General features: G+C 41.2%; 2 protein-coding genes. Both read right to left on the bottom strand.

Annotation, left to right across the window (positions count from 1 at the left end; genetic code table 11):
* Nucleotides 1-194: 194 nt before the first annotated feature.
* Complete coding sequence (locus tag BS19_RS14965) at nt 195-629, bottom strand: GNAT family N-acetyltransferase (RefSeq protein WP_038176340.1); 435 nt, start codon at nt 627-629, stop codon at nt 195-197.
* 149 nt (nt 630-778) lie between these two features.
* A complete protein-coding gene (locus BS19_RS14960) occupies nt 779-1,510 on the bottom strand; it encodes a DUF2971 domain-containing protein (RefSeq protein WP_038176339.1) in 732 nt (243 codons plus the stop codon).
* Nucleotides 1,511-1,628 lie beyond the last annotated feature (118 nt).

The raw sequence follows: 1,628 nt of genomic DNA, 5'->3' as shown, positions 1-1,628 counted from the left end.
ACGCTGAAAACAAACTCTTCATCACCATTGCAGATGTGAGAGCAAGCTTAGGCTAGTTAACCGCTAGCCTTTAGCAAACTAACGCCCAATTAAGTTGTGAGCAACGCTGCCACATTGCCTAAGCACTTCACCGTAATCACCAAACTAATTGAAACCGAAAGCGCCGAGCGTTGCGAATCAGCTTGAATTGTTTGTTATGTGTTTGAACTTAAAGGGGTCTCCATTTCCACCAACCCCTTGACTTCAGATGTTCTAACGAAGCCCTTGGACTCATACAGGCTGATAGCTGGATTTTCACTAAACACACGCAAAACTAGCTTAGTGGATTGTCTTTCAAGCGCATGTCTAACAACTAGTTCGAGACACTTTGCCCCAATTCCTCTACCCTGAAACTCAGGCAAAATTTGAAAGTCTCTCAAGAAGGTAGTATCGCCACTATAGCTAAAACGGAGAACACCAACACGAGTTTGGTCTAGATGGACTTCGTAATTATCGAACTCTTCCCAACTACTTAGAAACTGATTGTGATCCCAGATTATCCCACGAGTTTGATAGTAACCTGCCATATTTGACTTGGTTAAAGATTCTGCGAATAAGGAGTCACTACCTACGTTGAGCTGTACTTCCATGCATTTTCCTCTGGTTACACATAACGCAGCGTTAAGTGGTGAGCAACGCTACCACCCTATCTAACCCATTGTGACATAAACACAAAACCCAAAATAAGCCGAAAACGCCATGCGTTGGGAATCCGCCTTAAACGCTTTGTTATATGCGCCTAGAGTGCCGCTTTATTAAGTTCGAAACTACCTACGGATTTATGAATTTGATAAAAAGTAACGTGTTTCCACTGCTCACCTGCCAATAGTGTCTTAATTGTTCTCTTGTTTGATTCTGGCATATTTAGCCCAAATACTACTTCTCTAAGAGCTCTAGGGTTAAAACTAATAACGTTACCTTGCATTGGATGCTTTGTAACAATCCTAGACTCATCTTCAACCGACCATGCCAACGGCTTAGTCAACGCTACTTTTTTCAAAAAGGCATCAAGCGTAAAAATGAGTTCTTGAGAATGATCTTTGTTCTGAAAGTCAGAGTCATAAAGATAGGGAGAAAACTTCAACTGTGGCAATTGATCACTATACTCTACTCTCTGTGGTCTCAAATCTAGATTAAATGAATATTTGAATTCCATTTCATCGAATCCAAGGCAAAAGCCCCTATGGCTTTCAGCATAATGAGCCCACAGTAGTGGGTTTAACTCAGAGTTGGATAAACTTAGTACTCTCAAGTTTTGCACTACTTGATGGCTAGCTTCTGTAAAAGAGTCTAATGCGCTAGTCGAGATATTAAATTCTGACATTCCAGCCTCAAATAGACTCGCGTATTCGATTTGACAATCAAACGGATCATTCAGACTTGCCGGAGTCGCTAACCACAACTCTTGATTGATCAAAATTTCAAGAGCTCGATCACTAAAACTACGATATTTATATACTAAATCATCCACTTACTCGATTCTCCAATGTGCATATAACGCTGCGTTAAGGTGTGACAAGCGCTTGCCATACTGTGAGCGAAGCGAAACCGGCAAGCGTTTGGAATCACTCTTAAACGCTTTGTTATAG

The organism is Vibrio pacinii DSM 19139 (assembly GCF_000711795.1).
Lineage (GTDB): Bacteria > Pseudomonadota > Gammaproteobacteria > Enterobacterales > Vibrionaceae > Vibrio > Vibrio pacinii.
Note: the sequence above shows the minus strand (reverse complement) of the source record. Positions and strands in the feature narration are given on the sequence as shown.

Excerpts from the sequence above, each read along its gene's own strand:
- BS19_RS14965 (WP_038176340.1), bottom strand. The coding sequence starts at position 629 with ATGGAAGTACAGCTCAACGTAGGTAGTGACTCCTTATTCGCAGAATCT.